The organism is Actinosynnema sp. (genome assembly GCF_052038725.1).
In genome coordinates this window covers 1-8,297 of sequence record NZ_JBQGCX010000565.1, presented here as the reverse complement: position 1 = coordinate 8,297, position 8,297 = coordinate 1, and the positions used below count along the sequence as shown (strand labels likewise).

Annotated in this window: 7 protein-coding genes and 1 pseudogene; 6 read left to right on the top strand and 2 right to left on the bottom strand. The window is 77.2% G+C overall.

Annotated elements, in window-relative coordinates:
• Positions 1-413, bottom strand: a 413-nt coding sequence (locus tag ACTUAL_RS11395; RefSeq protein WP_440900237.1) for a hypothetical protein, incomplete at its 3' end; no start/stop codon positions are given.
• A 159-nt stretch (positions 414-572) separates the two neighbouring features.
• Between ACTUAL_RS11395 and ACTUAL_RS11390 the strand changes: the two genes are divergently transcribed.
• From ACTUAL_RS11390 to ACTUAL_RS11380, 3 genes are all read left to right on the top strand, one after another.
• Positions 573-1,031: a low molecular weight protein-tyrosine-phosphatase gene (locus ACTUAL_RS11390; RefSeq protein ID WP_440900236.1), complete on the top strand. Its 459-nt coding sequence runs from the start codon at positions 573-575 to the stop codon at positions 1,029-1,031.
• Positions 1,028-1,885, top strand: coding sequence for a fructosamine kinase family protein (locus ACTUAL_RS11385; protein ID WP_440900235.1), 858 nt, complete (start codon positions 1,028-1,030; stop codon positions 1,883-1,885). Before ACTUAL_RS11390 ends, ACTUAL_RS11385 begins: the two co-directional genes overlap by 4 nt.
• 150 nt (positions 1,886-2,035) lie before the next feature.
• Positions 2,036-2,914, top strand: coding sequence for an SURF1 family cytochrome oxidase biogenesis protein (locus tag ACTUAL_RS11380; protein WP_232519698.1), 879 nt, complete (start codon positions 2,036-2,038; stop codon positions 2,912-2,914).
• A 26-nt stretch (positions 2,915-2,940) separates the two neighbouring features.
• On the opposite strand, the gene ACTUAL_RS11375 is transcribed toward ACTUAL_RS11380, so the two are convergent.
• A complete protein-coding gene (locus ACTUAL_RS11375; protein ID WP_096491605.1) occupies positions 2,941-3,888 on the bottom strand; it encodes a cobalamin biosynthesis protein in 948 nt (315 codons plus the stop codon).
• Between the two features lie 247 nt (positions 3,889-4,135).
• Between ACTUAL_RS11375 and ACTUAL_RS11370 the strand changes: the two genes are divergently transcribed.
• From ACTUAL_RS11370 to ACTUAL_RS11360, 3 genes and pseudogenes are all read left to right on the top strand, one after another.
• Positions 4,136-5,614 carry a DUF2397 domain-containing protein gene (locus tag ACTUAL_RS11370; protein WP_440900234.1) on the top strand — a complete coding sequence of 493 codons (1,479 nt, stop codon included), beginning with the start codon at positions 4,136-4,138 and terminating at the stop codon, positions 5,612-5,614.
• Between the two features lie 2 nt (positions 5,615-5,616).
• The gene (locus ACTUAL_RS11365; RefSeq protein ID WP_096491603.1) at positions 5,617-6,786 is read left to right on the top strand and encodes a TIGR02678 family protein; all 1,170 of its coding nucleotides are present in this window, start codon (positions 5,617-5,619) and stop codon (positions 6,784-6,786) included.
• A pseudogene (locus tag ACTUAL_RS11360) lies at positions 6,783-8,297 on the top strand (TIGR02680 family protein); the annotation flags it as partial. The gene ACTUAL_RS11365 and the pseudogene ACTUAL_RS11360, both read left to right, overlap by 4 nt.

The following is an 8,297-nucleotide window of genomic DNA, read 5'->3' as shown; positions in this document are numbered from 1 at the left end:
TCGGCGACCACGCGGGCCAGCACGTCGGCCGGGCGGTAGCCGCGCGACTCGGCGTAGACGGCGTCCTCGAACCACCACCAGGAGGCCCGGCCGCGCTGCGCGACCTTCACCGGGCGGGTGCGGCGGGCCCGGTCCAGCGCGGCGTGGTCGCGGGCCCGGACGCGGACCGGCGGGCAGCCGGTGGCCAGGAAGAAGCGGCGGGGCAGGAAGAGCAGGCCCCGGTCGGTGAGGAAGCCCGCGTTCGGGTCGGGGCGCAGGGCCCCGCCGCCGTGCGGCGGGCGGCGGGTGAACGCCGGGGTCGGCGGCGGGCGGCGCAGGGCGAGCGAGGTCAGCGCCAGCAGCAGGAGCGCCGCCACGAGGAGGGTCAGCGTCCCCAGCGCGGCGGCGAGCGGGTCTTGCGGGTTCGACGGCATCGGGCCCCCCGCTCTTGATCGTCGTGCGGGGCGGGGGCGGGGTCCAGCGGGTTCACCCGGAGTGCGCAACGGGACCCCGGCGCGCGGCCGGTCTTCTAGGCTGCGACCCCGCAGGCCCCGCAGGCCCCGCTTCCCGTGCGACCGAGTGAGGACTCCCCCATGCTCTCCGTGGTGTTCGTGTGCACCGGCAACATCTGCCGATCCCCCGTGGCGGAGATCGTGCTCAGGGAGCACCTGCGCCGGGCCGGGGTCGAGGGCGTGGTGGTGTCGAGCGCGGGGTTGCAGGGCTACCACGTGGGCGAGCCCGCCGACGCGCGGAGCGCGGCGACGCTGGAGCGGGCCGGGTACCCCACCGAGCACGTGGCCGCGGCGGTCAGCGCCGAGGACCTGGACGCGGACCTGCTGGTGGCGCTGGACTCCGGGCACGCTCGGGCGCTGCGCGGGATGGTCGCGGACCCGGAGCGGGTGCGGCTGCTGCGGTCGTTCGACCCGGAGGCCGGGTCGGACGAGGTGCCGGACCCGTACTACTCGGGGCGGGCGGCGTTCGCCGAGGTGCTGGGGATGGTCGAGGCCGCGACGCCGGGGCTGCTGCGGTGGGTCCGGGAGCGGCAGCGGTGACCGGGCGCGGCGGCCCGGCGGGGCGCGGGGTGGCCCCGGCGGACGTCGCGGCCGGGGTGACCGGGTCGCGGGCGGTCGCGGTGCGGCGGATCGGCGACGCGGTGCACGAGGTCGACCTGGCGGACGGCGACCGGGTCGTGGTGAAGGCGAACCGGGTGGCGCGGGCCGAGGCGGCGGGGCTGGAGTGGCTGGCCGAGCCGGAGGGGCCGCCGGCGCCTGGGGTGCGCGGGTGCTCGGACGAGTGGCTGGTGATCGACCGGGTGGAGCCGGGCAGGCCGTCGCCCGGCGCGGCCGAGGAGTTCGGGGCGCGGCTGGCGGCGCTGCACGCGACGGGCGCGCCCGCGTTCGGCTCGCCGCCGCCCGGCGGTCCGGCGGAGGCGACGATCGGGCAGGCCCCGATGGCGAACGTCGAGGCCGACGCCTGGCCGGGGTGGTTCGCCGAGCACCGGATCGCGCGGTACGCGCGGCTGGCCGTGGACGCCGGGAGCCTGACCGCCGCGGAGGCGGCCGTGGTCGAGTCGGTCCGGGTGCAGGCGCCGCCCGAGCCGCCCGCGCGGCTGCACGGGGACCTGTGGAGCGGGAACGCGCACTGGGCGGCGGACGGGCGGGTGTGGCTGATCGACCCGGCGGCGCACGGCGGGCACCGGGAGAGCGACCTGGCGATGCTGGCCCTGTTCGGCTGCCCGCACCTGGACCGGGTGCTGGCGGCGTACCACGAGGCCGCGCCGCTGGCGGACGGCTGGCGGGAGCGGGCGCCGCTGCACCAGCTGTTCCCGCTGCTGGTGCACGTGGTGCTGTTCGGGCGGGCGTACGCGGCGCGGACCGTGGCGGCGGCGCGGTCGGCTCCCCGGTGAGCCGGGGGTCCGCACGCCGGTGACCTGCGGCCCGGTGGTGTGACCGGGCACTCGCCGGGGCCCGCGACACCCCTCCCACCAGCACGACGTCCGGTATGTCCGGTTCACCCCGGCACGGGGTCCGCGCGGGCAGGGATTACCGTGGGTGCCGTGCGGTTGAGGTTTCTGCTGCGGCCCGGTTGGCTCGCGTTGACGGTTGCCGTGTGGGTTTTCGCCGGCGTGTGCATCTGGATGCTCGCGCCATGGCAGTTCGGGCGGGACGACCAGCGCGTGGGTCAGAACACCGCGCTGTCCGAGGCGATGGCCACCGATCCGGTGCCGTTCGCCGAGGTGCTGGACGAGCCCAACGCCGAGCACGAGTGGCGCCGGGTCGTGCTGACCGGCCAGTTCCTGGCGGACTCCGAGGCCGTCGCCCGGCTGCGGACCGTGCAGGGCGAGGCCGCGTACGAGGTGCTCACGCCCTTCCGGACCACCGACGGGCCCGTCGTGCTGGTCGACCGGGGGTACGTGCGGCCCGCCGACGGCATGGGCGTGCCGGACCTGACCACGCCGCCGTCCGAGCGGGTGAGCGTCACCGCGTGGACCCGCGCCGAGGAGCCGGACCTGCGGGACGGGTTCCTGGAGGACGGCGAGCGGCAGGTCTACTCGATCAACACCGCGACCGTCGGGCGCATGGTCGGGCTGGACATCCGGCCCGGCTACTTCCAGCTCGACGTGGACCAGCCGGGGCTGGAGTCGGCGCTGCCGCTGCCCCGCATGGAGGCCGGGCCGTTCTACTCGTACGCGCTGCAGTGGCTGGCGTTCGGAATCATGGCGATCGGCGGGTGGCTGTACTTCACCTGGCGCGAGGCCAAGCCGGGCGGCGCGCTGACCAGGGAGCGCGAGAGGAAGCCGCGCCGCAAGTCCGTGGCCGAGCTGCTGGCCGAGGACGAGGCGGCGGAGAACGGGACCGCCGAGGCCGCGGAGGGCGGCGAGGAGCGCGCGGACGCCGAGCGCGCGAGCGGGCGGCGCGAGAACAGCCCCGCCTGACCGGCGGGGCCCCCAGGGTCCGGGGCTCAGCCCCGCCGCTTGCGCCGCACGAGCACCGCGACCAGCGCGGACACCGCCGCCGCGCCCGCGCCGACGACCCTGGACAGCTCCACCGCGCGCGTCACGTGCCCGGCGTCCGGGTTGCGCCCGTGCCCGAGCACCGGCCGGTCCTCCGGCCCGTGCGAGTACACCGTGCGCCCCCCGAGCTGGATCTCCAGCGCCCCGGCGAACGCGGCCTCCACCTGCCCGGCGTTGGGGCTCGGGTGCGCCGCCGCGTCCCGCCGCCACACCTGCCACGCCTCGCCCGCCGAGCCGCCCACGACGGGCGCGCCCACGACGGTGAGCAGCGCGGCCAGCCGGGACGGCAGCAGGTTCGCCAGGTCGTCCAGGCGCGCCGCCGCCCACCCGAAGTTCCGGTAGCGGGCCGAGCGGTGGCCGATCATCGCGTCCAGGGTGTTCACCGCGCGGTAGCCGAGCAGGCCGGGCACGCCCGCGACCGCTCCCCACACCAGCGGCGCGACGACCGCGTCCGAGGTGTTCTCGGCCACCGACTCGACGGTCGCCTTGGCCAGGCCCATCGTGTCCAGCCGCTCGGGGTCGCGCCCGCACAGGTTCGGCAGCCGGTCGCGGGCCGCCACCAGGTCGCCGCCGTCCAGCTCGCGCCCCATGGCGGTGCCCTCGTCGGCCAGCGAGGCCCCGCCCAGCACCACCCAGGTCGCGGCGGCCGTGGTCAGCGCGCGCAGCGCCTCGGACCGCCCGGCCAGCCGCTCGACGGCCGCGCCCGCGAGCACGACCCCGCCGACCAGCACCACCACGTGCGCCGCGCCCGCGCCCTTGTCGTCCCGGTGCAGCCGCTGCTCCAGCGCGCCCGCGACCCGCCCGAACGCCGCGACCGGGTGCCCCCTCCGGGGGTCGCCGAACACCGCGTCCGCCGCGACCCCGAGCGCCAACCCGACCGCACGTCCCAGGCTCATGCCGGCACCGTAGCGCCGACACGCACGGTGTCCGCAGGCAGGCGGGGCGTGTCCGGGAGGTGAGCGGACGCCGACACGCACGGCGCAGGGCGACCGCCGTCGCGGCACTCGCGGTGCTGGTCAGCCGACCACGTCCCCCGGACGGCCGCCACGGACGGGGCAACCCGGCGGGCGCGGGCCGAACGGAGCAGCCGACTCGCCCCGCCCGTGCGTGGGCGCCCCCCGCCAAGCCCTAGGGTGGCACCCCGTGGAACCAGCCCGCTTGAAGCTCTACGCCTACCTGGACGCGCGCGAGCACCAGCGCACCTACCTGGCGATCATGCGGCTGTTCACGTCCACGCTGCTCGCCGACCTGTCCGCGGGCGAGGTCGCGGGCGCGCTGGCAGGCGCCGAGCGCGAGGGGCGGGTCGACCACGGCGAGTCGCGCATCGAGAACGTGATCAACCGGCTCAAGCAGCTGGTCGAGTGGGGCAACCTGGTGCAGGGCCGCCGCGAGGTGGTGGCGTCCAGCATCGCCGAGTTCCAGCACGGCAGCGTCCGCTACCAGGTCAGCAAGCTCGCGGTGCGCGTGCAGCGGGACGTGGACGAGCTGCTGCGGGTGCCCGAGGGCGCCCGCGAGGTCGCCCGCGAGCTGCTGCCCGCCGGCGAGCGCGGCCTGGGCCAGCTCGGGCGCACCCTGTCCGAGGCGCTGCTGACCGGCGGGCGCGGCCCGCGCGAGGCGCTCGCCGAGCAGGTCACCACGCTGTTCCTGCAGCACGCCGAGCTGGCCGCGACGGTCCGCGACTTCTACGCCTACCTCGGCCAGGTCGTCACCCGGCACCACCTGGCGGCCGACGAGATCAGCGGCTTCCGGGACCTGCTCGTGGAGTACATCCAGCGGGTGGTGGAGGACGTGCTGCGGCACACCCCGGCGATCGCGGCGGCGCTGGCGGGCCTGGCGGGCGCGCGGCCCGAGCTGCTGCGGCTGCTGGGGGCCTCGGGCCTGGGCGAGCGGGTGGAGCGGGCGCGCGGGCGGTCCGCCGAGGACTGGCGGGAGCTGACCGACTGGTTCGTCGACCGGCCCGGCCGCCCCAGCCAGGTCACCGCGCTGCGCGACGCGACGGCCCGCGCCATCGGCTCGCTGCTGGCCAGCGTGAAGCGGGCGACCTCGGGCGGCGGGCTGCTGCCCGGCCGCAGGGCGGAGCTGCTGAAGCTGGCCGCCTGGTTCGACGGCGGCACCCGCGAGCAGGCGCACGAGCTGTACGCGGCGGCGTTCGGCCTGTACGGGGCGCGGCACCTGTCCCCCGCGCCCGAGCACGACCGCGACGACGAGCGGACCCCGTGGGCCGCCGGTCCCGCCGTGGACGTGCCGGTGAGCGTGCGCAGCCGGTCGGACCGCAGCGCGCGCGGGCGCACCTCGCGCATCCTGGACGACCCGATGACCGAGCAGTCCCTGCTCGCCGAGGCCAGGCACGCGGACGAGCGGCGCGCCGCGTCCGTCGCGGAGCTGGCGGCGGCGGCGCCCCGGCTGGCCGAGGCCGAGCTGTCCGGCGAGGCGCTGGGCGTGCTGTGCGAGCTGCTGACCCTGGCCATGGCGCAGCGCGACAGCGCCGTCGACCCCGGTTCGGCGGCCGACCCGGTGCGCGGGCTGCGGGTGACCGTGGAGCACGTCGCGGGCCGCGCCGCCGTGATCCGCTCGACGGCCGGGACCCTGACCCTGCACGACTCGACCCTGGTGCTGGACTGAGCATGTTCGACGACCTCTCCGAGATCGACTCCGCGATCGTGGTGCGCTGCGCGCGCACCCTGCTGCGACGGCCGCTGCTGCGCGCCGACGGCCCCGACGGCGAGCTGCTGGGCGCGGTGTACCGGCACCGGTTCGCGCTGCAGGACCTGTTCGCGGGCCTGCTGGGCTACCGGCTGGTGGTGGAGCGCCGGTTCGCCCGGCTGTACAAGGCCGGGCCCGGCCACGACGACAGCCGGGGCGCGGGCCTGACGCCGCGCGGCTACGCGTACCTGGCGCTGGTGCTGGCCGTGCTGACCGGCGTCGGCCGCCAGGTGCTGCTGTCGCGGCTGGTCGCCGACGCGCGGGCGGCGGCGGCCGAGGCCGGGATCGCCGTGGTGGACGACGTGGTGGACCGGCGGGCGCTGACCTCGGCGCTGCGGCACCTGGTGGCGCTGGGCGTGCTGCACGAGACCGAGGGCTCGGTGGACGCGCAGGCCGAGGCGCTGATCACCGTGGACACCGACCTGCTGGGGCAGCTGCTGACCGGCCCGGTGGCCGAGGCGGACGGCGCGGGGCGGCTCGTGGAGCTGGCGGCGCGGCCGGGGCCCAGGGGCGTGGAGCACGCGGTGCGGCGCAGGCTCGTGGAGAACCCGGTGGTGCTGTACGCGGACCTGCCGCCGGAGCAGGCGGACTGGTTGCGGCGCAACCAGCGCAAGGAGTCGGCGCTGCTGGAGACCGCGTTCGGGCTGCGCACCGAGTGCCGCGCCGAGGGCGTGCTCGCCGCCGACCCCGAGGACTACCTGACGGACCTGTGCTTCCCCGGCACGTCGACGGTGGCGCGGATCGCGCTGCTGGCGCTGCCGGAGCTGCTGGAGTCGCGGCCGGTGGCGGGCGGGCGGCACCCGGTGGACCCGGCTCGGGCGCGCGAGGTGTGCGCGGAGCTGGTGGCGGACTACCCGGCGGCGTGGTCGAAGCAGTACGTGGAGGACCTGGACGGGCTGACCGCCGAGGTGCTGGAGCTGCTGCGGCGCACCGGGCTGGCCGCGCCGGACGCGGAGGGTCCGGGGTGGACGCTGGCGCCGACCGCGCACCGGTGGGTCCCGGCGCCGGACGGCGCGCCGGAGCGCGAGGTCGAGGTCGTGGCGGCGCCGGAGCCGCAGAGCTGGTCGTTGTTCGATGAGGAGAGCGCGTGAGCGACAGGTGGCGGCTGCACCGCGGCGGGATCGTCAACATCTGGCAGTACGCGGAGCAGGTGTTCGACTTCTCCGGCGGGCGGGCGATCTTCCAGGGCACCAACGGGTCCGGCAAGTCCCGGACGCTGGAGCTGCTGCTGCCGCTGTGCCTGGACGGCGACCTGCGGCAGGTCGGCTCGAAGGGCTTCGACACGGTCAGCCTGCGGCGGCTCATGCTCGACGACTACGACGGCGGGCCGAACCGCATCGGGTACGCGTGGATCGAGCTGCGGCGCGGTGAGGACGAGTACCTGACCTGCGGGTTGGGCGTGAAGGCGTCGAAGACCTCGCAGGCGATCACCGACTCGTGGCGGTTCATCACGCCGCTGCGGGTGGGCAGGCAGCTCCAGCTGGTGGGGGCCGAGCGCACCCCGCTGGGGCCCGCGCACCTGCGGGAGGCCGTCGGCGCGGACTGCGTGCTGGAGGAGGCGGCGTTCCGGGCGCGGGTCGCCGAGGAGGTGTACGGCGTCCCGGCCGCCCGGTACGGGGACCTGCTGCACCTGCAGCGGACGCTGCGCAACCCCGACGTGGGCCTGAAGGTCCTGGAGGGGCAGCTGGAGCAGATCCTGTCGGACGCGCTGCCGCCGCTGGACCAGGCGATGGTGGAGCAGCTGGCGACCTCGTTCGACGACCTGGAGTCGATCCGGGAGAACATCACCCGGCTGTCGACGGCGGACTCGGCGCTGGGGACGTTCCTGAAGACGTACTCGGACTACGCGCTGGGCGGGCTGCGGTCCTCGGCCGAGCGGCTGGGCGCGGCCGAGGACGCGGTGCGCAAGCTGGAGCGGGAGGGCGCGCGGCTGACGGCGGCGCTGGAGCGGACCCGCGCGGAGCGCGCCGACGCCGAGCGGTCGCAGCGCGACCTGGAGGCCGGGGAGCAGCGGGCCGAGGAGCGGATCGGGGCGCTCAAGGAGCTGCCCGCGTTCCGGGGCCTGGAGGACCTGCGCACCCGCGAGCGGCTGGTGGAGGAGAAGCGGTCGTCGGCCCGCGTCGCGCTGGAGGTGGCGGCGAAGCAGCGGGCGCAGGAGGACGGCGCGGTCGACGGGGTGCTGCGGCTGCTGCGGCGGCTCGCCGAGGACCTGGGGACGGCCCGCGAGCTGGCCGAGCCGCTGCGCGGGCGGCTGCTGGCGGCCGGGCTGGAGCTGGAGCTGCCCCCCGTGCCCTCGGTGGCGTCGGCGGAACCGGTGGTGCGGGCCGAGTCGGTGCGGGCCAAGCCCGACCCGGAGGCCGAGCCGCAGCCGATCGAGCGGCGGGTGCCGCCCGCGGCGCCGGTGGTGCCGGTGGAGGCGGTGGCGGACCGGGTGGCCGAGGTCGCGGCCGAGGCCGGGCGGCGCGGGGCGCTGGTGCTGGCGCTGCACCAGCGGTCGGTGGAGCTGGACTCGGCGGCGCGCGCCCTGGAGTCGTTGGAGGGCGCGGTCGGCGACGCGGCGCGGGCCGCGTCGGAGGCGGTGGCGCGGCGGGACCGGGAGGCC

Coding starts and splice junctions, on each gene's coding strand:
- ACTUAL_RS11375 (WP_096491605.1), bottom strand. CDS start 3,888: ATGAGCCTGGGACGTGCGGTCGGGTTGGCGCTCGGGGTCGCGGCGGAC.
- ACTUAL_RS11390 (WP_440900236.1), top strand. CDS start 573: ATGCTCTCCGTGGTGTTCGTGTGCACCGGCAACATCTGCCGATCCCCC.
- ACTUAL_RS11365 (WP_096491603.1), top strand. CDS start 5,617: ATGTTCGACGACCTCTCCGAGATCGACTCCGCGATCGTGGTGCGCTGC.